The sequence below is a fragment of the Staphylococcus casei genome, assembly GCF_030294405.1.
GTDB lineage: Bacteria > Bacillota > Bacilli > Staphylococcales > Staphylococcaceae > Staphylococcus > Staphylococcus succinus.
In genome coordinates this window covers 923,186-946,734 of record NZ_CP125718.1, presented here as the reverse complement: position 1 = coordinate 946,734, position 23,549 = coordinate 923,186, and the positions used below count along the sequence as shown (strand labels likewise).

At 37.4% G+C, this 23,549-nt stretch carries 16 protein-coding genes, 2 tRNA genes and 3 rRNA genes; 9 read left to right on the top strand and 12 right to left on the bottom strand.

Going from position 1 to position 23,549, the window contains the following annotated elements; all coding sequences use genetic code 11:
• Positions 1–23: 23 nt before the first annotated feature.
• From QMO72_RS04400 to tsaE, 5 genes are all read right to left on the bottom strand, one after another.
• Positions 24–446, bottom strand: a complete 423-nt coding sequence (locus tag QMO72_RS04400) for a VOC family protein (RefSeq protein WP_103267511.1) — start codon at positions 444–446, stop codon at positions 24–26.
• Between the two features lie 275 nt (positions 447–721).
• Positions 722–1,744, bottom strand: a complete 1,023-nt coding sequence (tsaD, locus tag QMO72_RS04395; RefSeq protein ID WP_103267512.1) for a tRNA (adenosine(37)-N6)-threonylcarbamoyltransferase complex transferase subunit TsaD — start codon at positions 1,742–1,744, stop codon at positions 722–724.
• Positions 1,737–2,201, bottom strand: coding sequence for a ribosomal protein S18-alanine N-acetyltransferase (gene rimI / locus QMO72_RS04390; protein ID WP_069824773.1), 465 nt, complete (start codon positions 2,199–2,201; stop codon positions 1,737–1,739). Before rimI ends, tsaD begins: the two co-directional genes overlap by 8 nt.
• The gene (gene tsaB, locus QMO72_RS04385; RefSeq protein ID WP_103267513.1) at positions 2,174–2,836 is read right to left on the bottom strand and encodes a tRNA (adenosine(37)-N6)-threonylcarbamoyltransferase complex dimerization subunit type 1 TsaB; all 663 of its coding nucleotides are present in this window, start codon (positions 2,834–2,836) and stop codon (positions 2,174–2,176) included. Before tsaB ends, rimI begins: the two co-directional genes overlap by 28 nt.
• On the bottom strand, positions 2,817–3,251 hold the full coding sequence (tsaE, locus tag QMO72_RS04380; protein WP_103267514.1) for a tRNA (adenosine(37)-N6)-threonylcarbamoyltransferase complex ATPase subunit type 1 TsaE: 435 nt from the start codon (positions 3,249–3,251) through the stop codon (positions 2,817–2,819). Before tsaE ends, tsaB begins: the two co-directional genes overlap by 20 nt.
• A gap of 614 nt (positions 3,252–3,865) precedes the next feature.
• On the opposite strand from tsaE, the gene ilvD reads away from it, so the two are divergent.
• The 9 genes from ilvD (at position 3,866) to ilvA (ending at position 14,892) form a co-directional block, all read left to right on the top strand.
• Positions 3,866–5,554 (top strand): dihydroxy-acid dehydratase, encoded by a 1,689-nt coding sequence (gene ilvD / locus QMO72_RS04375; RefSeq protein ID WP_103267515.1) that lies wholly within the window; start codon positions 3,866–3,868, stop codon positions 5,552–5,554.
• A 12-nt stretch (positions 5,555–5,566) separates the two neighbouring features.
• The gene (gene ilvB, locus QMO72_RS04370; protein ID WP_103267516.1) at positions 5,567–7,354 is read left to right on the top strand and encodes a biosynthetic-type acetolactate synthase large subunit; all 1,788 of its coding nucleotides are present in this window, start codon (positions 5,567–5,569) and stop codon (positions 7,352–7,354) included.
• A complete protein-coding gene (gene ilvN / locus QMO72_RS04365; protein WP_046838147.1) occupies positions 7,355–7,828 on the top strand; it encodes an acetolactate synthase small subunit in 474 nt (157 codons plus the stop codon).
• Positions 7,829–7,868: 40 nt separating this feature from the next.
• Entirely contained in the window at positions 7,869–8,888 is a 1,020-nt protein-coding gene (ilvC, locus tag QMO72_RS04360; protein ID WP_103267517.1) for a ketol-acid reductoisomerase, read from the top strand.
• Between the two features lie 168 nt (positions 8,889–9,056).
• Entirely contained in the window at positions 9,057–10,589 is a 1,533-nt protein-coding gene (locus QMO72_RS04355) for a 2-isopropylmalate synthase (protein ID WP_103267518.1), read from the top strand.
• Positions 10,589–11,629, top strand: a complete 1,041-nt coding sequence (gene leuB, locus QMO72_RS04350) for a 3-isopropylmalate dehydrogenase (RefSeq protein WP_103267519.1) — start codon at positions 10,589–10,591, stop codon at positions 11,627–11,629. Before QMO72_RS04355 ends, leuB begins: the two co-directional genes overlap by 1 nt.
• Positions 11,630–11,646: 17 nt before the next feature.
• A complete protein-coding gene (gene leuC / locus QMO72_RS04345) occupies positions 11,647–13,017 on the top strand; it encodes a 3-isopropylmalate dehydratase large subunit (protein ID WP_069824765.1) in 1,371 nt (456 codons plus the stop codon).
• 1 nt (position 13,018) lies between these two features.
• On the top strand, positions 13,019–13,594 hold the full coding sequence (gene leuD, locus QMO72_RS04340) for a 3-isopropylmalate dehydratase small subunit (protein ID WP_069824764.1): 576 nt from the start codon (positions 13,019–13,021) through the stop codon (positions 13,592–13,594).
• A 29-nt stretch (positions 13,595–13,623) separates the two neighbouring features.
• A complete protein-coding gene (gene ilvA, locus QMO72_RS04335) occupies positions 13,624–14,892 on the top strand; it encodes a threonine ammonia-lyase IlvA (RefSeq protein WP_103267520.1) in 1,269 nt (422 codons plus the stop codon).
• Between the two features lie 379 nt (positions 14,893–15,271).
• Here ilvA and rrf read toward each other — a convergent pair.
• From rrf to QMO72_RS04300, 7 genes are all read right to left on the bottom strand, one after another.
• A 5S ribosomal RNA gene (gene rrf / locus QMO72_RS04330) occupies positions 15,272–15,386 on the bottom strand.
• An 81-nt stretch (positions 15,387–15,467) separates the two neighbouring features.
• Positions 15,468–18,389 (bottom strand): 23S ribosomal RNA (locus QMO72_RS04325).
• 285 nt (positions 18,390–18,674) lie between these two features.
• A 16S ribosomal RNA gene (locus tag QMO72_RS04320) occupies positions 18,675–20,227 on the bottom strand.
• Together the 16S, 23S and 5S rRNA genes with 2 tRNA genes alongside form the textbook arrangement of a ribosomal RNA operon.
• A gap of 140 nt (positions 20,228–20,367) precedes the next feature.
• A tRNA-Gly gene (locus QMO72_RS04315) sits at positions 20,368–20,441 on the bottom strand.
• A 29-nt stretch (positions 20,442–20,470) separates the two neighbouring features.
• Positions 20,471–20,553, bottom strand: a tRNA-Leu gene (locus QMO72_RS04310).
• Positions 20,554–20,911: 358 nt separating this feature from the next.
• Positions 20,912–21,358, bottom strand: coding sequence for a SprT family protein (locus QMO72_RS04305; RefSeq protein ID WP_069822701.1), 447 nt, complete (start codon positions 21,356–21,358; stop codon positions 20,912–20,914).
• Positions 21,351–23,501: a Tex family protein gene (locus QMO72_RS04300; RefSeq protein ID WP_103268027.1), complete on the bottom strand. Its 2,151-nt coding sequence runs from the start codon at positions 23,499–23,501 to the stop codon at positions 21,351–21,353. Before QMO72_RS04300 ends, QMO72_RS04305 begins: the two co-directional genes overlap by 8 nt.
• Positions 23,502–23,549 lie beyond the last annotated feature (48 nt).

Below are 23,549 nucleotides of genomic sequence, written 5' to 3'. Positions count from 1 at the left end.
AAGAGGGGCTTTTTTATATTAATTTATTCAGCGTTAATCATCCAAGTTACGCCAAATGGATCATTAAACATACCATATAGTTTAGACCATTCCGTTTTATCTAATGGCATTGTCGCTTTACATCCACCTTCGATGGCTTTATTAAAAAATGCTACCGCTTTATCTTTATCCGCTTCATTTGTATAATCAAATGTAAAAACTGCAATTGCACCACTATTGTCTATCTTTTTATTATCCATTGTATCACTACAATAAAACGTTTCCCCTAATATTTCAAAAGATGCATGCATCGTAAAATCATCATCTACTTGGTATTCCTTAGGCATATGGTCAAACATCTCATCATCTCCACCCAGACGTTGAATATTCGTTGCACCTAAGTGTTTTTCATAAAAGTTCAAAGCTGACAAGCTATTTTGAAAGTTAAAATATTGAATTGATTTCATCTATAATTCCTCCTTTAAATTTCGTTTATTAGCGCAGTTTTTACTATCTATAATTACAAATTACTTTTTTTAGTTCTACTTATAGCTATACCCTTTTATAGCTTATATAAAAACGTTTCAATAAATTATCCTATTGCCCTTAAAAAATGTCCAAAGTAAAAGGCCACGTTACGATTTATGTAACATGGCCTTTTACTTTGGACCTCAAATACTCGGGTTTATTTACACTGTTCATTAGCATCTATTTAATCGTTACAACACCAGCTTAATCACAATTATATTGAAAAGGATTCAATATCCATGCTGTTAAATCCATTTAATGTCATATCAGCTGTTAAGCCTGCTTGATATAAATAATACCCTGCAGCTCCAATCATTGCAGCATTATCTGTACACAATGCTGGACTTGGTATAGACAATGTAATATTTTGTGAAGCACATGCTTCTACTAGATTTGAACGTAATCCTTTATTACTAGCTACGCCTCCAGCAACAATAAGTTGTTTCACATTATAATGTTTACATGCCGAAATTGATTTCCCTACTAATACTTCTACCACACTGTTTTGAAAACTTGTAGCCACATCCGCATGATTAATCGTTTCGCCTTTTTGACGTAAATTATGCAGTTTATTGATTACTGCACTTTTCAAGCCACTAAAGCTAAAGTCATAACTATCTTTATCGAGCCAAACTCTCGGAAAATGATAACTATCCTGCCCTTCACTTGCTAGACGGTCAACTTGTGGCCCACCTGGATAATTAAGACCAATCGTTCTTGCCACTTTATCATATGCTTCACCTACAGCATCATCTCTCGTTTCACCAATCACTTCAAAGCTCAAATGATCTTTCATATATATGAGTTCCGTATGACCACCTGAAACAATCAATGCCATTAATGGGAACTGTAGGGGCTTCTCTAAATTATTGGCATAAATATGCCCAGCAATATGATGTACAGGTACTAAAGGCTTATCATAGGCAAAAGCTAAAGCTTTGGCTGCATTAATGCCTACGAGTAACGCACCAATTAACCCTGGACCTTGTGTCACCGCTATTGCATCAACATCATTCATTGTCATCTCAGCCTCAATAAGCGCCTCATCAACAGTTGTTGTAATACCTTCAACATGATGACGACTTGCAACTTCTGGAACTACACCACCAAAACGCTTATGGCTCTCTATTTGACTTAATACGATATTTGTTAATATTTCAGTGCCATTTTTAATAATACTTACACTTGTTTCATCACAACTCGACTCTATTGCTAATATTAATGTTTCTTTACTCATTTAAATTCACCCACATTACTAACGCATCCTCACCTTGACCATAATAATTTTTTCGTTTTCCTCCAAATTGAAAACCTAAGTTTGTATAGACATGTTGTGCGACATCATTATCTACACGCACTTCTAAACTCATTACGTCACATTTTGTTTGTACATAATTCATTGCATATTTTAATAACAATTGCCCTAGACCATATCCTCTATATGCTTCATCAATGGCAACCGTCGTTACTTGTGCTTGATCAATCACTATCCATACGCCAATATATCCTATTATTTTGTCCTTAAATTCTACAATGAAATAATGCGCAAATTCATTTTGTTCTATTTCATGATAAAACGCATCAATCGTCCAACTACTATCATTAAAACTATTTCGTTCAATATCAAATACTTGCGGCACATCACTTTTAGCCATTAAGCGAATATTTAGTTCTTGTTCTGTTGGTTTAACCAATTGCGTTCAGCCTCAGATAATTTAATATAGTTTGGTTTAAATTGATGGACATTTGCAGGCGTATTTATAAGTGTTTTCATTAGTTTAGCTTGTGGTATGTTAGGCTCACAAGAACTATCAAGTAAATGATTTAAGTGCTCGGTATCTATGCCTATAAATTTATAGGCTTGCCCTTTTTCGTGTAACAATGATAGTAATTCTTTTATAGGTAAGTATTGATCTGCTTCAACTTCTACTATTTGTCCAGCTTGATATTGATAAATTCCGGTATATACAGCTTCACGTCTAGCATCAAAGATTGGAACAATCAAGCGTCCATCTTCTTCAGCAGTAGCTGCTAAAGCTTTAAGTGATGATACCCCATACAATTCTGTATTTAAAGCATAAGCCAATGTTTTCGCAACTGTAACCCCTATTCTCAAGCCAGTATATGAGCCAGGACCCTCTGCCACAACAATTGCATTGATATCTGTTTTATCTAATTGACTTTCAGCAATGACTTGCTCTATCGCAGGCATTAACTGTACAGAATGATTCTTTTTTAAATTCGAATTAATTTCACTTAGCACATTATCATCTTGCATCACTGCAACTGACATCGGCTGATTCGATGTATCAATCATTAGATAATTCACTTTCAACTGCCTCCTTTATTGTTGAATAATGATTGCCTTCAGCTATCATTTCAATATTCCGTTCTGTTTCACCTATTGTTGTAATATTTATTGTTAAATGAGTTGGAGGTAAAAATTCTTCTATAAATTGACTCCACTCAATCAAAATGACTGCCTCATCCTCAAAGTATTCATCAAATCCTAAATCTTCTTCCGAATTTTCTAATCTATAACAATCCATATGATGTAATTTCAAATTTGTACCTTGATATGACTTAATAATATTAAATGTTGGTGAATTAATGTTACGCTTCACACCCAAAGCTTTACCAATCATTTGACTCAGTGTAGTTTTTCCTGCACCTAAGTCACCATTGAGTAAAATCAAATCACCTTGAGATAAATGTTTTGCTAACGTTTCACCAAACACAGCCATATCATCTAAACCCTTGATATTAATGACGTTCCTCTCCTTTTTATCGCCAGTTCTCAATGAATTGAGATTACTGGCGGTTATGCATGAGCTTGCTCAATATAAGCAATATTTTTCGTTAACATGAATTTCGTAACGAATATACCAATAGTTTCTATCTACAATATAAAAGATTATAAGTAAATGGAAAGAAATTATTGAGCCTTCTATTAAATTAACTCTTATAGTTTAACAAATTTTTAAGCATTTTACGTCACAGTGATACAACTTCTTAGCTAAACTTAAAATAGTTAGAATTGAAAGAAAATTGCAAATAGTTATTGACACACCCTCTACGTTGTAGTAAATTTAATTTATCAAATTTTTAGATATTTCAAACAAATCAAAAATAATAAACCATTCTATCGAGAGGAGTATAATAAAATGACCCAAAATTCAATGCAATACAAACCAACAACTTCAAATATTTTAGTCATTTTATTATGCTCGTAGGACTGGAACTTTAGTAAAGCATCTACTAAACGTTTAAGTCCTATTTCTAGTTGAATGGGACTTAAAAGCGTCCCAATTATTTATTGGGACGCTTTTTTATTTTCAATTTTATGGGGGAATTATACATGAGAAGCGATATGATCAAAAAAGGAGATCAACAAGCTCCAGCAAGAAGCCTTTTACACGCTACAGGTGCATTAGAGAAACCAACTGATATGAATAAACCTTTCGTAGCAGTTTGTAATTCATATATTGATATTGTTCCAGGACATGTTCACTTAAGAGAATTAGGAGATATAGCTAAAGAAGCAATTCGTGAAGCTGGTGCTATTCCTTTTGAATTCAATACTATTGGTGTAGATGATGGTATCGCAATGGGACATATCGGAATGAGATACTCTCTACCTTCGAGAGAGATTATTGCAGATGCTGCTGAAACAGTAATTAATGCGCATTGGTTCGACGGTGTATTTTACATCCCTAACTGTGACAAGATTACTCCAGGTATGTTACTTGCATCAGTAAGAACAAATGTACCAGCTGTATTTTGTTCAGGTGGTCCAATGAAAGCTGGCCTATCTTCTGAAGGTAAGGCATTAACATTATCTTCAATGTTTGAAGCAGTTGGCGCATTTAAAGATGGCTCTATTTCAAAAGATGAATTTTTAGATATGGAACAAAATGCTTGCCCTACCTGTGGTTCTTGCTCAGGAATGTTTACAGCTAACTCAATGAACTGTTTAATGGAGGTCCTAGGCTTAGCATTACCTTATAATGGTACAGCGTTAGCAGTCAGTGACCAACGTAGAGAAATGATAAGAGAAGCTGCATTTAAATTAGTAGATAATATTAAAAATGATTTAAAACCTAGAGATATCATTACTGAAGACGCAATTGACGATGCTTTCGCATTAGACATGGCAATGGGCGGTTCTACAAACACTGTATTACACACATTAGCTATCGCAAATGAAGCGGGTATTGATTATGATTTATCTAAAATCAATGAAATTGCTAAGAAGACACCGTATCTTTCAAAAATTGCGCCAAGTTCTTCATACTCAATGCATGATGTTCATGAAGCAGGCGGCGTACCAGCAATTATAAATGAATTATTTAAAAAAGAAGGTACATTACACCCTGACCGTATTACAGCAACAGGAAAAACACTTAGAGAAAATAACGAAAACAAAGAAATTTTAAACAGCGATGTTATCAGACACTTAGACAATCCCTATGATAAACAAGGTGGTCTTTCAATATTGTATGGTAATTTAGCTCCAAACGGTGCAGTTATTAAAGTCGGTGGTGTGGATCCTTCAATTAAAGTATTTAAAGGTAAAGCTATTTGTTTCGATTCACATGATGAAGCTGTAGAAGCAATTGATAACCATGTTGTTCGAGAAGGACACGTTGTTGTGATTCGTTATGAAGGTCCTAAAGGTGGTCCAGGGATGCCTGAAATGTTAGCACCTACTTCTTCAATTGTCGGTAGAGGCTTAGGAAAAGATGTAGCATTAATTACAGATGGTCGTTTTTCAGGAGCAACGAGAGGTATTGCAGTAGGACATGTATCTCCTGAAGCAGCATTTGGTGGGCCAATTGGATTGATCAGAGATGGTGATGAAATTATCATTGATTTAACAAACCGTACTTTAGATGTAGATGTTCCGACAGAAACTTTAGATTCTAGAAAGCAAGACTTGAAACCTTTTAAAGCCAAAGTAAAAACTGGTTACCTTGCGCGTTACACGGCGTTAGTTACAAGTGCAAATACAGGCGGCGTTATGCAAGTACCCGAAAACCTTATTTAAGGAGTGAGAACAATGTCTAAACAAACAAAAACGCTTGATTATGAAATGTCAGAAAATTTCGATTATTTAGAGGCTGCTGAATCCATAGAACCAGAAGTTGAATTAGAACAAGAGACAGTTGATAAAATGAGATCTGGTTCAGAGTTATTAGTCGAATCTCTAGTAAATGAAGATGTTGACTTTATCTTTGGTTACCCCGGAGGCGCTGTGCTCCCATTATACGATACATTTTATGATGGGAAGATCAAACATATCTTAGCAAGACATGAGCAAGGGGCTACACATGCTGCTGAAGGATACGCACGTGTATCTGGAAATACCGGTGTTGTAGTCGTGACGAGTGGCCCAGGAGCTACAAATGCGATTACTGGTATTGCTGATGCTTATAGTGACTCATTACCCTTGGTAGTTATAACAGGACAAGTTGCAACACCAGGTATCGGTAAAGACGCTTTCCAAGAAGCAGATTTATTGTCAATGACGACGCCTATCACAAAACATAACTATCAAGTAAAAAATGTAAGTGATATTCCTAAAATTATTCATGAAGCATTCCATATCGCTAATACAGGTAGAAAAGGTCCAGTAGTTATAGATTTCCCTAAAGATATGGGTGTGCTCTCAACGAATACACCGGTAACTGATGAATTAGAACTTCCGGGTTATTCCATTCCTGATAAACCTAAGAAAGATGATATTCAAAAATTACGTGACTACTTGAAAAGTGCAAAAAAACCAATTGTACTTTCTGGTGCTGGTATTAATCATGCAAAAGCAAATAAAGTATTCACAGAATTTGTAAATAGACATCAATTACCTGTAGTGAGTACCCTGCTTGGTTTAGGAGCAATTCCTTATGAACATCCCCTATTCTTAGGAATGGGAGGTATGCATGGATCATATGCTAGTAACATGGCATTAACAGAATGCGACTTACTCATTAACTTTGGCAGTAGATTTGATGATAGATTAGCCAGTAACCCTGACGAATTTGCGCCAAATGCCAAAATCGTCCACGTTGACATTGATCCTTCTGAAATAAATAAAGTGATTAAAGTGGATTTAGGCATTGTTGCCGATTGTAAAGCAACTTTGGAAGCCTTATTAGATTTTGAAAGTTACTCCATTAAACATGAAACGTGGTTAGATACGTGTAATTCGAATAAGGCACAGCACCCTTTTACTTATAAAGATGACGAAGATGGTACTTTCTCTAAACCACAACGTACGATTGAATATATTGGAGACATCACAAATGGTGATGCAATTGTAACCACTGACGTAGGACAACATCAAATGTGGGTTGCACAATTCTATCCATTTAAAAATCACGGTCAACTTGTTACAAGTGGTGGCTTAGGTACTATGGGATTCGGTATACCATCAGCGATTGGTGCTAAGTTAGCTCAACCTGACAAAACAGTCATTGCCTTTGTTGGTGATGGCGGCTTCCAAATGACCAATCAAGAAATGGCTATTTTAGACGAATACGGTATTAATATTAAAATCGTATTAATCAATAATGGTACGTTAGGCATGGTTAAGCAATGGCAAGATAAATTCTTTAATAAACGTTTTTCTCACTCAGTATTTAATGATCAACCAGATTTTATGAAATTATCTGAAGCTTATAATGTAAAAGGTTATCTAATAGATGATCCAACCCAATTAGAACAACAACTTGACGAAGCTTTCCAGTACGACGGTCCAGCTTTAATTGAGGTTCGCATTTCACCAGTTGAAACAGTATCTCCTATGGTACCAAGTGGTAAAGCTAACCATGAGATGGAGGGACTATAAATGAGAAGAACTTTTAGAACTAAAGTAAGAGACAAGGCAGGTACTTTAAACAGATTAACAAGTATCTTTGTTCGTAGACAGTTTAATATTGTTACGTTATCTGCTACGCCTACACTAGAAGAAGGCACCTCTGATATCACTTTTGTAGCTGAAGTGCCTGATACAGACGTATTACGTAATCTAATTCAACAATTAGAGAAACAAATTAATATTATACACGTTGAAGACATTACAGATACAAATACTTATAACAGAGAACTCGTACTTGTTAAATTGAAAACACCAAAAGATCAAAATGAATTACAAAAAGTTATTAAACCGTATGATGCGCTAGTATCTATTCTGAAAAATGAAGAGCCTTTTACGTATCTTCAGGCATCAGGTCCACAATATACGATGGACAATCTATTAGATGACCTATCATCATATCAAATTGAACAAGTTTCTAGAACAGGTTCAGCTGGTATTATCTAGCTTGATTTTTTAGAAAATTGCAAATACTCAAATAAAAAACATGGAGGATTTAATTATGACAACAGTTTATTATGACCAATCAGTAACAAATGACGCTTTACAAGGTAAAAAAGTAGCTATCGTAGGGTATGGTTCTCAAGGACATGCACATGCTCAAAATTTAAAAGACAATGGTTATGATGTAATTATCGGTATCAGACCTGGACGTTCTTTTGATAAAGCTAAAGACGATGGTTTCGAAGTATATCCTGTAAATGAAGCAGCAAAACAAGCTGATGTCATCATGGTTCTTTTACCAGATGAAATTCAAGGACAAGTATATAAAGAAGAAATCGAACCTAATTTAGAAGCCAATAATGCATTAGTTTTTGCTCATGGATTTAATGTCCATTTCGACGTTATCCAAGCACCTGAAAATGTAGACGTATTCTTAGTAGCGCCTAAAGGACCTGGACATTTAGTTCGTCGTACATTCGCTGAAGGTAGTGCAGTACCTGCCCTATTCGCAGTAGAACAAGATGCTAGTGGTCATGCTAGAGACTTAGCATTAAGTTATGCTAAAGGCATTGGCGCAACACGTGCTGGTGTACTTGAAACTTCCTTCAAAGAAGAAACTGAAACAGATTTATTTGGTGAACAAGCTGTACTTTGTGGCGGTGTAACTAAATTAATTCAATCTGGTTTTGAAACATTAGTAGAAGCTGGTTACCAACCTGAAATTGCATATTTCGAAGTATTGCACGAAATGAAACTTATCGTTGATTTAATGTATGAAGGCGGTATGGAAAACATGCGTTATTCAATTTCAAATACAGCTGAATTTGGTGACTACGTTTCTGGTCCTCGTGTTATTACACCAGACGTTAAAGATAATATGAAAGCAGTATTAGAAGATATTCAAAAAGGTAACTTCAGTGATCGTTTCATCAAAGATAACGAAAATAACTTTGAAGAATTCCATAGATTGCGTGAAGAACAACATGGTCATCAAATCGAAGCAGTCGGTAAAGAGCTACGTGAAATGATGCCATTCATTAAATCTAAAAGTATAGAAAAATAAGATTCAGCACTAAAAAGTCATGATAACTAAAGAGTTATTGATTGGATGAAGTGACTTCCCTATCAATGATAGCGTGATATCACTTTTCCATTTGTAACTCTTCACTTATTACAATTTCATGCTTTTATAAAGTTACTAGTTACTAATTATTGTGAGGAGATGTTGAAAATGAGTAGCCATATTCAAATATTTGATACAACACTAAGAGACGGCGAACAAACTCCAGGTGTTAACTTTTCATTCGATGAACGTTTGAAAATTGCAAAGCAACTTGAAAAATGGGGCGTCGATATTATTGAAGCAGGATTTCCTGCATCAAGCACAGGTAGTTTTAAATCTATAGAAGCCATTTCTAAAGCATTAACTACAACAGCTGTTTGTGGATTAGCACGTTGTGTAAAAAAAGATATAGATGCAGTCTATGAATCAACTAAAGAAGCAGCAAAACCAAGAATTCATGTATTTATTGCGACAAGTCCTATACATCGCGACTCTAAACTTATGATGTCTAAAGAAGAAGTTTTAGCATCTATCACAGAACACGTATCATATGCTAAGCAATATTTTGATATTGTTCAATTTTCACCAGAAGATGCTACAAGAACGGAATTGCCCTTCTTAATAGAATGTGTTCAAACAGCTGTTAATGCCGGTGCTAGTGTTATCAATATACCTGACACTGTTGGATTTAGTTATCCGTCAGAATATGGTCAAATTTTCAAAACACTTCAAGAATCAATAACTACAAATCATGATGTGATTTATAGCGCACATTGTCATGATGACCTTGGACTAGCTGTAGCAAATAGTATGGCAGCAATTGAAAATGGCGCAAAACGTATTGAAGGCACTCTAAATGGTATTGGGGAACGTGCAGGTAATACAGCCCTTGAAGAAGTTGCTCTTGGCCTTTACGTTCGACAAGATCATTACAACAATCAAACTCAAATTAAGTTAGAAGAAACGAAACAAACATCTGATTTAATTGCTAGATTTGCAGGTATTCGAGTCCCTAGAAATAAAGCGATTGTTGGCCAAAATGCTTTTAGCCACGAATCAGGTATCCATCAAGACGGTGTGCTTAAGAATCCTGAAACTTATGAGATTATGACACCTCAACTTGTTGGTGTAAACACAACAGAGTTGCCGCTTGGTAAACTTTCTGGTAAACATGCTTTTGCTGAAAAGCTCACAGCTCTAGGTTATGAAATTGGAGCTGAAGAACAAAAATCTCTCTTCAAACAATTTAAAACAATTGCTGATAAGAAGAAAGCAGTTACAGATCGTGACATACACGCTTTAATACAAGGTACTGAGCATGAGCAAAATGCAATCTATCAAGTAGAAAATCTACAATTACAATTTGTGTCAAACGGTTTACAAAGCGCTGTCGTCGTGATTAAAGATAAAGATGGCCATACGTATCAAGATTCAAGTATTGGTACAGGTTCTATCGTATCTATTTATAACGCAGTTGATCGTATCTTTAATCGTGAAACTGAACTTTTAGATTATCGCATTGATTCAGTAACTGAAGGCACTGATGCTCAAGGTGAAGTACATGTACAGCTTAAAATTGACGAGCAAACTGTTACAGGTGTAGGTATTGATCACGATATATTACTTGCTTCTTGTAAAGCATATGTCGAAGCTCATGCTAAATATGTAACCAACGCTTCAAAGAAAGAAGGTATACATTAATGAGTTATAAGATTGTAGCACTTCCAGGTGATGGTATTGGTCCAGAAATTTTAAATGGGTCATTAGAAATTTTAGAACTTCTAAGCCAATCATTCAATTTTAATTATGAATTAGAGCAACATGATTTCGGCGGTATTGCTATAGATAACCATGGCATACCACTTCCAGATTCAACATTAACTGCATGTAAAAATGCAGATGCCATCCTTTTAGGTGCTGTGGGGGGACCTAATTGGACAGATCCAAATAATAGACCGGAACAAGGTTTATTAGGCATACGCAAAGCCTTAGGTCTATTTGCAAATATACGCCCCACTACAGTAACAAATGGCACGAGTCATTTATCCCCTATTAAAGAAGAACGCGTTGCAGGTACAGATTTCATTCTCGTAAGAGAACTCACAGGTGGTATTTATTTCGGAGAACCTAAAAAATGGGATGACAACAATGCGCTGGACTCACTCACTTATTCACGTACAGAGATAGATAGAATTGCTAGAGTAGCTTTTGATTTAGCTCAAAAACGTGATAAAAAACTAACTTCAGTCGACAAAGAAAATGTCCTTTCATCAAGTAAATTATGGCGTAAAGTAATTAATGATGTTGCACAAGATTATCCAGAAGTGGAAGTTAATCATTTACTTGTTGACGCTTGTGCAATGCATTTAATTACAAACCCATCTCAATTTGATGTTATTGTTACTGAAAATTTATTTGGTGATATTTTAAGTGATGAAGCTTCAGTGATTCCTGGTTCCTTAGGTTTGTCACCATCAGCAAGCTTTAGTGAACGCGGTCCAAGACTTTATGAACCAATCCATGGTTCAGCACCTGATATTGCTAATCAAGATAAAGCTAATCCATTTGGTATGTTACTGTCAGTGGTAATGTGTCTCAGAGAGAGCCTAAATGAATTAGAAGCTGCTGAAAAATTAGAAACGATTATATATGAATTAATCAAAGATGGTAAAACTACTAGTGATTTGAACGGTAAATATAAAACATCAGAAATTTTCAATTTTGTTAAAGGTAAAATATAAAAAGGAGGAGATGTCATATGGGTAAAACACTATTTGATAAAGTTTGGAACAAGCATGTCTTAACTGGTAAAGAAGGTGACCCACAGTTATTATATATAGATTTACACCTTATACATGAAGTTACATCTCCTCAAGCATTTGAAGGACTTAGAATTCAAAACAGACAATTACGTCGACCAGATTTAACTTTTGCAACACTAGATCACAATGTACCAACAGTAGATATTTACAACATTAAAGACGAAATAGCAAATAAACAAATCACTACATTACAAGACAATGCTAAAGCATTTGGCGTTCATATTTTTGATATGGGATCCGATGAACAAGGTATTGTGCATATGGTTGGACCAGAAACTGGCTTAACACAACCAGGTAAAACAATTGTATGTGGCGATTCACATACAGCAACACACGGTGCTTTTGGAGCTATTGCTTTTGGTATTGGTACAAGTGAAGTTGAACATGTATTTGCTACACAATCGCTTTGGCAAACTAAGCCAAAAAATCTCAAAATTGATGTTAACGGCAAATTACCAAATGGCGTTTATGCGAAAGATATTATCCTTCACTTAATTAGTCAATATGGTGTAGATTTCGGTACAGGCTATGCTTTAGAATTCTCTGGTGAAACAATTCGAAATTTATCTATGGATGCAAGAATGACTATTTGCAATATGGCTATTGAAGCAGGTGCAAAATACGGCATGATGCAACCAGACGAAACTACATTTGAATATGTAAAAGGTCGTCCTTATGCAACTAATTTTGAATATTCAGTAGATGAATGGCGCGAGCTGTATACTGATGATGATGCCGTATTTGATAAAGTCATCGAAATGGATGTAACAGACTTAGAACCTCAAGTCACTTGGGGAACAAGTCCAGAAATGGGCGTGAGTTTTAGCACACCCTTCCCTGAAATACAAAATGTAAATGATGAACGTGCCTATAAATATATGGGGCTAGAACCTGGTCAAAAAGCTGAAGATATTGATTTGGGTTATGTATTTTTAGGTTCTTGTACGAATGCTCGCCTATCTGATTTAGTAGAAGCAAGTCATATCGTTAACGGTCATACCGTACATCCTAATATCACTGCAATAGTCGTACCTGGTTCACGTACTGTTAAGATTGAAGCTGAAAAGCTCGGTTTAGACAAAATTTTTAAAGAGGCAGGTTTTGAATGGAGAGAACCTGGATGTTCCATGTGTTTAGGTATGAACCCTGATCAAGTGCCAAATGGTGTCCATTGTGCCTCAACAAGTAATCGTAATTTTGAAGGTCGACAAGGTAAAGGTGCAAGAACACATCTTGTTTCCCCAGCAATGGCTGCTGCTGCTGCAATCAAAGGTAAATTCGTAGATGTTAGAAAGGTGGTTGTATAAGATGGAGATTAAACCAATCACAACCTATACTGGAAAAGTAGTTCCACTTTTTCATGACAATATTGATACAGACCAAATTATACCTAAAGCCCATTTAAAAAGAATTTCCAAAACAGGCTTCGGCCCTTTTGCTTTCGATGAATGGCGTTATTTAGATGATGGAACAGATAATCCTGATTTCAATCCAAATAAGCCCGAATATCGAGATGCCACGATTTTAATTACTGGCGATAACTTCGGCTGTGGCTCAAGTCGTGAGCATGCTGCTTGGGCCCTAAAAGACTATGGCTTTGATATTATCATTGCCGGTAGTTACAGTGATATCTTTTATATGAACTGTACTAAAAACGCAATGCTACCAATTATTTTAAATGAAGATATAAGAAGATATCTAGCTGAGGCTAAGGAAATTACAGTAGATTTACCAAATCAAACTGTATCAACTTCTGATAAAACTTTTAGCTTCGATATAGATGAAACGTGGAAAAACAAACTTGTTAATGGCCTAGATGATGTTGCATTAACTTTGGAATACGAAAATGAAATAAAAGCCTATGAAGCTGCTAAAACATTCTAGTAATATAAATATATAAAGGTGTGAAATTTATGACTGTAAAAACAACTGTTTCTTCTAAAGATGTCGATGAAGCTTTCTTACAATTAAAAGATATTGTTAAAGAGACACCATTACAAAAAGATCATTATTTATCTCATAAATATGAATGTAATGTATACCTAAAAAGAGAAGATTTACAATGGGTAAGGTCTTTTAAACTCAGAGGTGCTTACAATGCGATTGTAGCCCTAACTGAAGGTGAAAGACAATGTGGTATTACGTGTGCAAGTGCAGGTAACCATGCGCAAGGCGTAGCATACACTGCGAGTAAATTAAATTTGAATGCAGTTATCTTTATGCCTGTAACTACACCTCTTCAAAAGATAAATCAAGTTAAATTCTTTGGTGGTGAAAATACTGAAGTCATTCTTACAGGTGATACTTTTGATGATTGCTTAAAAGAAGCACTCCTCTATACGGAAGATAATAAAATGAATTTTATTGATCCCTTTAATAATATCTATACAATTGCAGGACAAGGTACACTTGCTAAAGAAATTATTGAACAATCTAAAGAAGACAATGTACAATTTGATTATTTATTTGCTGCTATTGGTGGAGGTGGACTCATTTCTGGAGTTGGTACTTACTTTAAAAACCATTCGCCTCAAACCTCAATTGTAGGCGTAGAACCCGCTGGAGCCAGTAGTATGTATCAATCCGTAGTTGTTGAAAATCAAATCGTGACATTACCTAATATTGATAAGTTTGTAGATGGTGCTTCAGTAGCTAGAGTAGGTCAAATCACTTATGATATTGCTAAAGATGTAGTTGATGATTATGTTCAAGTCCATGAAGGTGCAGTATGCACAACAATCTTGGATATGTATTCAAAACAAGCAATTATAGCAGAACCTGCTGGTGCTTTAAGTGTAGCTGCGCTTGATCAATATAAATCACAAATTAAAGGTAAAACAGTTGTATGCGTAGTTAGTGGTGGTAATAATGATATTAACCGCATGAAGGAAATAGAAGAACGTTCATTGTTATTTGAAGAAATGAAACACTATTTTATTTTAAACTTCCCTCAACGTCCTGGTGCTTTAAGAGAATTTGTTAACGATGTACTTGGTCCAAAAGACGACATTACTAAATTTGAATACTTGAAAAAATCATCACAAAATACAGGTACAGTAATCATAGGCATACAATTATATAACCATTCAGATCTAGATAATTTAAAAGCCAATGTTGATGAATTTGACTCCTCAAATATTTATATCAATGAAAATAAAATGCTTTACTCACTTCTTATTTAAAAGCTTAGCAATTATGCTAAGCCTTTTTTTTAGAACCACTTCTCAATTTTATTGAGATTAGTGGTTCTTATACATGAGCTTTAGCTCAGTTATTCCTCAAAGTTATACTTCTCAATTTATTGAGATTAGTGGTTCTTATGCATGAGCTTTGCTCAGGTATTCCTTTATTCTACTTTTCAATTATTCCTTTGTTCATTGTAGACAATAATTCTTCTTTTATTAAACAGCTGACTGGTGTTAAAAATAGTTGTATTTATGTTTTATGATAAATAAAAAGAAACTCCTAAGAGTCTCAAATGACGTTACATTGCATTTATATACTGTGCAATAAACCGTTTCTTATAAAATAAAAAAAAGAGACCCTCTAGGGTCTCAAATTGCCTGGCAACGTCCTACTCTCGCGGAACGTAAGTCCGACTACCATCGGCGCTAAAGAGCTTAACTTCTGTGTTCGGCATGGGAACAGGTGTGACCTCTTTGCCATTGTCACCAGACAATGAAATGTATGAAATTATACATTCAAAACTAGATAGTAAGTAAAATTTAAAAGTTACCAATCAAAACTGGTTTAATATTTGATTAAGTCTTCGATCGATTAGTATTCGTCAGCTCCACATATCGCTATGCTTCCACCTCGAACCTATTAACCTCATCATCTTTGAGGGATCTTATAACCGAAGTTGGGAAATCTCATCTTGAGGGGGGCTTCATGCTTAGATGCTTTCAGCACTTATCCCGTCCATACATAGCTACCCAGCGATGCCGTTGGCACGACAACTGGTACACCAGAGGTATGTCCATCCCGGTCCTCTCGTACTAAGGACAGCTCCTCTCAAATTTCCTACGCCCACGACGGATAGGGACCGAACTGTCTCACGACGTTCTGAACCCAGCTCGCGTACCGCTTTAATGGGCGAACAGCCCAACCCTTGGGACCGACTACAGCCCCAGGATGCGATGAGCCGACATCGAGGTGCCAAACCTCCCCGTCGATGTGAACTCTTGGGGGAGATAAGCCTGTTATCCCCGGGGTAGCTTTTATCCGTTGAGCGATGGCCCTTCCATGCGGAACCACCGGATCACTAAGTCCGTCTTTCGACCCTGCTCGACTTGTAAGTCTCGCAGTCAAGCTTCCTTATGCCTTTACACTCTATGAATGATTTCCAACCATTCTGAGGAAACCTTTGAGCGCCTCCGTTACTCTTTAGGAGGCGACCGCCCCAGTCAAACTGCCCATCTGACACTGTCTCCCACCATGATAAATGGTGCGGGTTAGAAATCCAACACAGCGAGGGTAGTATCCCAACAACGCCTCCACGTAAGCTAGCGCTCACGTATCAAAGGCTCCTACCTATCCTGTACAAGCTGTGACGAATTTCAATATCAGACTACAGTAAAGCTCCACGGGGTCTTTCCGTCCTGTCGCGGGTAACCTGCATCTTCACAGGTACTATGATTTCACCGAGTCTCTCGTTGAGACAGTGCCCAAATCGTTACGCCTTTCGTGCGGGTCGGAACTTACCCGACAAGGAATTTCGCTACCTTAGGACCGTTATAGTTACGGCCGCCGTTTACTGGGGCTTCGATTCGTAGCTTCGCCGAAGCTAACCACTCCTCTTAACCTTCCAGCACCGGGCAGGCGTCAGCCCCTATACATCACCTTACGGTTTAGCAGAGACCTGTGTTTTTGATAAACAGTCGCTTGGGCCTATTCACTGCGGCTCTCCTGGGCGTTAACCCTAAAGAGCACCCCTTCTCCCGAAGTTACGGGGTCATTTTGCCGAGTTCCTTAACGAGAGTTCGCTCGCTCACCTTAGAATTCTCATCTTGACTACCTGTGTCGGTTTGCGGTACGGGCACCAAAATTCTAGCTAGAGGCTTTTCTTGGCAGTGTGAAATCAACGACTCGAGGAAAAAATTTCCTCTCCCCATCACAACTTGACCTTAAGAATACCGGATTTGCCTAATACTCAGTCTTGTTGCTTGGACGTGCACTCCAACAGCACGCTTCGCCTATCCTACTGCGTCCCCCCATCGCTCAAAACGAATTTTGGTGGTACAGGAATATCAACCTGTTATCCATCGCCTACGCCTATCGGCCTCAGCTTAGGACCCGACTAACCCAGAGCGGACGAGCCTTCCTCTGGAAACCTTAGTCAATCGGTGGACGGGATTCTCACCCGTCTTTCGCTACTCACACCGGCATTCTCACTTCTAAGCGCTCCACATGTCCTTGCGATCATGCTTCAACGCCCTTAGAACGCTCTCCTACCATTGTCCTACGGACAATCCACAGCTTCGGTAATATGTTTAGCCCCGGTACATTTTCGGCGCAGTGTCACTCGACTAGTGAGCTATTACGCACTCTTTAAATGATGGCTGCTTCTAAGCCAACATCCTAGTTGTCTGGGCAACGCCACATCCTTTTCCACTTAACATATATTTTGGGACCTTAGCTGGTGGTCTGGGCTGTTTCCCTCTCGAACACGGACCTTATCACCCGCGTTCTGACTCCCAAGTTAAATTGATTGGCATTCGGAGTTTGTCTGAATTCGGTAACCCGATAAGGGCCCCTCGTCCAAACAGTGCTCTACCTCCAATAATCATCACTTGAGGCTAGCCCTAAAGCTATTTCGGAGAGAACCAGCTATCTCCAGGTTCGATTGGAATTTCTCCGCTACCCACAACTCATCCGCTCACTTTTCAACGTAAGTCGGTTCGGCCCTCCATTCAGTGTTACCTGAACTTCAGCCTGGTCATGGGTAGATCACCTGGTTTCGGGTCTACGACCAAATACTCAACGCCCTATTCAGACTCGCTTTCGCTACGGCTCCACATTTACTGCTTAACCTTGCATCAAATCGTAACTCGCCGGTTCATTCTACAAAAGGCACGCCATCACCCATTAACGGGCTCTGACTACTTGTAAGCACACGGTTTCAAGTTCTATTTCACTCCCCTTCCGGGGTACTTTTCACCTTTCCCTCACGGTACTGGTTCACTATCGGTCACTAGAGAGTATTTAGCCTTGGGAGATGGTCCTCCCGGATTCCGACGGAATTTCTCGTGTTCCGTCGTACTCAGGATCCACTCAAGAGTGAACAAACTTTCGACTACAGGATTATTACCTTCTTTGATTCATCTTTCCAGATGATTCGTCTAATTTGTTCTTTTGTAACTCCGTATAGAGTGTCCTACAACCCCAACAAGCAAGCTCGTTGGTTTGGGCTCTTCCCGTTTCGCTCGCCGCTACTCAGGGAATCGATTTTTCTTTCTCTTCCTGCGGGTACTAAGATGTTTCAGTTCTCCGCGTCTGCCTTCGAATATGCTATGTATTCACATATCGATAACACGACATAACTCGTGTTGGGTTTCCCCATTCGGAAATCTCTGGATCAAAGCTTACTTACAGCTCCCCAAAGCATATCGTCGTTAGTAACGTCCTTCATAGGCTTCTAGTGCCAAGGTATCCACCGTGCGCCCTTAATAACTTAATCTTTTTTGACTTTTAACACGACGAAGTCGGTTAAAAACCCAAAATGTTATTAATCTGTGAGTGTTCTTTCGAACACTAGCGATTATTTCTTTTTGAATTCAAGCTTATTTAAAACTCTAATTCACTCGGTTTTTCTTGGTAAAATCTATATATTTTACTTACTTATCTAGTTTTCAATGTACAAATTATGCACTGAATACTCCAATGAGCATTCAAAACTGAATACAATATGTCAATGTTATCCCTCTGTCATCTTCTAAAGAAGATGTTCCGAATATATCCTTAGAAAGGAGGTGATCCAGCCGCACCTTCCGATACGGCTACCTTGTTACGACTTCACCCCAATCATTTGTCCCACCTTCGACGGCTAGCTCCATAAATGGTTACTCCACCGGCTTCGGGTGTTACAAACTCTCGTGGTGTGACGGGCGGTGTGTACAAGACCCGGGAACGTATTCACCGTAGCATGCTGATCTACGATTACTAGCGATTCCAGCTTCATGTAGTCGAGTTGCAGACTACAATCCGAACTGAGAACAACTTTATGGGATTTGCATGACCTCGCGGTTTAGCTGCCCTTTGTATTGTCCATTGTAGCACGTGTGTAGCCCAAATCATAAGGGGCATGATGATTTGACGTCATCCCCACCTTCCTCCGGTTTGTCACCGGCAGTCAACCTAGAGTGCCCAACTTAATGATGGCAACTAAGCTTAAGGGTTGCGCTCGTTGCGGGACTTAACCCAACATCTCACGACACGAGCTGACGACAACCATGCACCACCTGTCACTTTGTCCCCCGAAGGGGAAGGCTCTATCTCTAGAGTTTTCAAAGGATGTCAAGATTTGGTAAGGTTCTTCGCGTTGCTTCGAATTAAACCACATGCTCCACCGCTTGTGCGGGTCCCCGTCAATTCCTTTGAGTTTCAACCTTGCGGTCGTACTCCCCAGGCGGAGTGCTTAATGCGTTAGCTGCAGCACTAAGGGGCGGAAACCCCCTAACACTTAGCACTCATCGTTTACGGCGTGGACTACCAGGGTATCTAATCCTGTTTGATCCCCACGCTTTCGCACATCAGCGTCAGTTACAGACCAGAAAGTCGCCTTCGCCACTGGTGTTCCTCCATATCTCTGCGCATTTCACCGCTACACATGGAATTCCACTTTCCTCTTCTGCACTCAAGTTTCCCAGTTTCCAATGACCCTCCACGGTTGAGCCGTGGGCTTTCACATCAGACTTAAGAAACCGCCTACGCGCGCTTTACGCCCAATAATTCCGGATAACGCTTGCCACCTACGTATTACCGCGGCTGCTGGCACGTAGTTAGCCGTGGCTTTCTGATTAGGTACCGTCAAGATGCGCACAGTTACTTACGCATTTGTTCTTCCCTAATAACAGAGTTTTACGATCCGAAAACCTTCATCACTCACGCGGCGTTGCTCCGTCAGGCTTTCGCCCATTGCGGAAGATTCCCTACTGCTGCCTCCCGTAGGAGTCTGGACCGTGTCTCAGTTCCAGTGTGGCCGATCACCCTCTCAGGTCGGCTATGTATCGTCGCCTTGGTAAGCCATTACCTTACCAACTAGCTAATACAGCGCGGGTCCATCTATAAGTGATAGCAAAACCATCTTTCACTATAGAACCATGCGGTTCTATATGTTATCCGGCATTAGCTCCGGTTTCCCGAAGTTATTCCAGTCTTATAGGTAGGTTACCCACGTGTTACTCACCCGTCCGCCGCTAACTTCAAAGGAGCAAGCTCCTTATCCGTTCGCTCGACTTGCATGTATTAGGCACGCCGCCAGCGTTCATCCTGAGCCAGGATCAAACTCTCCATAAATGATTATGATGTTTGATTAGCTCATAAAATACTAATTTGTGTGTTATCTCTAACACGTTTGAACCAACAATTTAATGTTGTGTTCGGAATTAACGTTGACATATTGCAATTCAGTTTTCAATGTTCATCAATGTTTCTAATGGAGCGGGTGATGGGAATCGAACCCACAACATCAGCTTGGAAGGCTGAGGTTTTGCCATTAAACTACACCCGCTTTATTTCGAATAATTAAAAGTTTTTTGATGCGGCCGAGAGGATTTGAACCTCCACGGGATTACTCCCACTAGGCCCTCAACCTAGCGCGTCTGCCGTTCCGCCACGACCGCTTGGCTAAACGATTAATTATTAAAGTTACAAAATTAATTGTAATCTATTTGTAAATGTTTGTCAATAGGTTTTTAAAATTTAATTAACAAAATTAATGTTTGCTTTACTTGATTGCTTATCAATTTCGCAACGTTTATTATCATATAATATAATCAAACTATCGTCAATGTTATTCCGAAACAAAAACGAGTAAAATGACATCGTTTCACATATATTTATCTTATTATCACAAATTACATAAAAAACATATGTATTCAGCTCCTAAAACAGCTTTTTTTGCTGTAATAAATATAAAAAGCGAGTAGAAAATAATCTTTATCATTTATTTTCTACTCGCCTAATCACTTTAATATGAAATTAATTTTGTTGTACTAATTTACCTTTGCAACGTCCGCAGACCATTTTAGCTGTATCTACTTTTCTTATTCTCGGAAATTCCATTTCACATTTATTGCATTTATAAATATAATTTGCTCTTTCTTCATAAGTTTCTAATGCTGCACAATATCTAGGTGCCCCAGTCTTTGTACTTAACACTTTAAAATCATTATCTTTATGTTTATAACCTTTACCTTGAATATGAAGATGATAATGGCATAACTCATGCTTGATTATACTTTCAATCGCTTCTTCTCCAAATTTATAATACTGTTTTTCATTAACCTCAATATTATGATTTTTGAGTAAGTAACGTCCACCAGTTGTTTTTAGCCTTTTGTTGAAATACGCTTTATGTTTAAAAGGCATGCCAAAATATTCTTCAGAAATAGTTTCTGTTAATCGTTGTAACGTCTTATTATCCATTAGGATCAATCATCGTTAATGAAACTTTCCCTTTTTTATCATCTATATCAAGAATCCAGACGTCTACAATATCACCTACACTGACAATGTCCATCGGATTTTTCACAAATTTCTTAGAAAGTTTAGAGACGTGAACAAGCCCATCTTGTTTTACTCCTATATCAACGAATGCACCAAAATCTACAACGTTTCTAACTGTACCACTTAATTTCATATTTTTAGATAAGTCTTCAATGGACAATACGTCTGATTTTAATATTGGTGTTTCAAATTCATCACGTGGATCTCTATTTGGTGCAATCAATGATTGAATTATATCTTCTAATGTTGGTTGGCCAATATTTAATTTTTCAGCCATCGTTACTACGTCTAATTGATTTAGAGCAGCTTTAAGTCTTTCTGTTCCTAAATCTTGCGTATCCATTTTGATTTCACTAAGTAATTGGTACGTTGCATCGTAACTTTCTGGATGAATCGATGTATTGTCTAGTGCTTCTGTACCATCTACAATTCTTAAAAATCCTATACTTTGTTCAAATGTTTTAGCCCCAAGTCGTTTAACTTTAGCTATATCTTTATTATGTTTTATAGCACCATTCTCTTCTCTGTAGTCAATAATATTTTGAGCTATGGTTGTTGATAAACCAGAAACATATTGTAATAAAGATCTCGACGCTGTATTTACATCTACACCTACTTGGTTAACTGCTGTTTCTACGACAAAAGTTAAAGCGCCTTCTAATGCTTTTTGATTCACATCATGTTGATATTGACCAACACCTATAGATTTAGGGTCTATTTTAACAAGTTCACTTAAAGGATCTTGTACTCTTCTACCAATGGACACAGCACTACGTTCTTCTACTTGGAAATCCGGAAATTCTGTTCTCGCTACTTCTGACGCAGAATAAACGGATGCCCCAGCTTCGTTAACGATGATAAATTGTACGTTAAGTTTATGCGTTTGTATCATTGTAGCAACAAATTGTTCTGTTTCTCGACTTGCTGTACCATTACCTATTGCTATAAGTTCTACGTCATAATCCTTAACAAATTTAACAAATAAACTTTCAGCTTCTGCTTTTTTATTAACTGGTGGATGTGGATACATAACGCCTTTTGCAACGAATGTGCCAAAAGGATTAATCACAGCCAGTTTACACCCTGTTCTAAATGCAGGGTCTACACCTAATATTTGTTTGCCTTTCATAGGTGGTTGTAATAATAGATTTCTTAAATTTTCACTAAAAACATCAATAGCATGATTTTCTGCTTTATCAGTTAAATCGGCTCTTATTTCTCTTTCGATAGAAGGCATAATTAAACGTTTCAAACTATCTTTAATCGCTTCTTCTATGATGTAGGTACCTTCATGTTGACCTTTAATTTCATTTTTACGTATAAAATTGTCAATGCCTTGAGTATCCATATCTAACTTTACGGATAACACTTTTTCTTTTTCACCACGGTTTACTGCTAATACTCTGTGATTGGCAATTTTTCTAATTGGTTCTGAATAATCATAATACATGGAAAATATTTCTTTTTCATCTTCGGCATTCTTTTTCTTTTGTGTAATGATATTTCCATGTTGGAACGTATCTTTCAATATTTTTGTTCTATATTTAGGTTCATCTGAAACTAACTCTGCGATAATATCTTGTGCACCTTTAATTGCTGCTTCTATTGAATCAATCTCATCATTTATAAATTGTTGTGCTTTCGTCTCAATCTTTTCATTTAAATTCGTTTGCTGTAACCATTTAGCTAATGGTTCCAGACCTTTTCTTTTAGCTTCAGTAGCTCTTGTTTTTTTCTTTTGTTTAAATGGTCTATATAAGTCTTCTACACGTTGTAATTTTGTTTGTTTTAAAATATCATTTTTAAGATCCACAGATAATAGACCTTGTTCTTCTATATTATGTATGACTTCTTCTTTTCTTTTTTGAAGATTAACCATATATTGGTATTCATCATCTATTTGTTTAATTTCAACTTCATCTAATCCCCCAGTTTGCTCTTTTCTGTAACGAGCAATAAAAGGTACGGTGTTTTTATCTTCTAATAATGATAAAACAGCATTGATTTGTTTTGTTGAAAAATTATACTTTTCATTTATAGATTGTATTAAGTTACTATCCATAGAATCCTCCACTCATTTATTCCTATTTATTTTTGTGTACATATATAT

Coding starts and splice junctions, on each gene's coding strand:
- QMO72_RS04400 (WP_103267511.1), bottom strand. CDS start 446: ATGAAATCAATTCAATATTTTAACTTTCAAAATAGCTTGTCAGCTTTG.
- tsaD (WP_103267512.1), bottom strand. CDS start 1,744: ATGAGTAAAGAAACATTAATATTAGCAATAGAGTCGAGTTGTGATGAA.
- tsaE (WP_103267514.1), bottom strand. CDS start 3,251: ATGGCTGTGTTTGGTGAAACGTTAGCAAAACATTTATCTCAAGGTGAT.
- ilvD (WP_103267515.1), top strand. CDS start 3,866: ATGAGAAGCGATATGATCAAAAAAGGAGATCAACAAGCTCCAGCAAGA.
- ilvB (WP_103267516.1), top strand. CDS start 5,567: ATGTCTAAACAAACAAAAACGCTTGATTATGAAATGTCAGAAAATTTC.
- ilvN (WP_046838147.1), top strand. CDS start 7,355: ATGAGAAGAACTTTTAGAACTAAAGTAAGAGACAAGGCAGGTACTTTA.
- ilvC (WP_103267517.1), top strand. CDS start 7,869: ATGGAGGATTTAATTATGACAACAGTTTATTATGACCAATCAGTAACA.
- QMO72_RS04355 (WP_103267518.1), top strand. CDS start 9,057: ATGAGTAGCCATATTCAAATATTTGATACAACACTAAGAGACGGCGAA.
- leuB (WP_103267519.1), top strand. CDS start 10,589: ATGAGTTATAAGATTGTAGCACTTCCAGGTGATGGTATTGGTCCAGAA.
- leuC (WP_069824765.1), top strand. CDS start 11,647: ATGGGTAAAACACTATTTGATAAAGTTTGGAACAAGCATGTCTTAACT.
- leuD (WP_069824764.1), top strand. CDS start 13,019: ATGGAGATTAAACCAATCACAACCTATACTGGAAAAGTAGTTCCACTT.
- ilvA (WP_103267520.1), top strand. CDS start 13,624: ATGACTGTAAAAACAACTGTTTCTTCTAAAGATGTCGATGAAGCTTTC.
- QMO72_RS04305 (WP_069822701.1), bottom strand. CDS start 21,358: ATGGATAATAAGACGTTACAACGATTAACAGAAACTATTTCTGAAGAA.
- QMO72_RS04300 (WP_103268027.1), bottom strand. CDS start 23,501: ATGGATAGTAACTTAATACAATCTATAAATGAAAAGTATAATTTTTCA.